Origin of the sequence: Anabaena sp. CA = ATCC 33047 (assembly GCF_963870205.1) — a bacterium.
In the GTDB taxonomy this organism is placed as follows: Bacteria; Cyanobacteriota; Cyanobacteriia; order Cyanobacteriales; family Nostocaceae; genus Trichormus.
In genome coordinates, this window is record NZ_CAWMSA010000078.1 from 1 (window position 1) to 269 (window position 269).

1 rRNA gene is annotated in these 269 nt (G+C 46.1%); it reads right to left on the minus strand.

Annotated elements, in window-relative coordinates:
• Positions 1-67, minus strand: a 16S ribosomal RNA gene (locus tag AACS98_RS22030); the annotation flags it as partial.
• Positions 68-269 lie beyond the last annotated feature (202 nt).

A 269-nucleotide genomic window follows, 5' to 3' on the forward strand; every position in this document is an offset into this window, starting at 1 on the left:
GTTCGACTTGCATGTGTTAAGCATACCGCCAGCGTTCATCCTGAGCCAGGATCAAACTCTCCGTTTTGAATCGTTTGTTTAGCTCTGTTTGCTGTTTTTACACCTCAGCACGGTGTTCATTTTCTTGACGCAGGCTACTTGTCTTATACTGGCTTTCAAACTATAATATTTTCAAGGTTCGGTTGCCCCGGACTGCGCTTCGCTGCGCTCGTCTCATCGGCACTTATTCAATATAGCTAACCACACCTGGATTGTCAACTCTTTCCCAG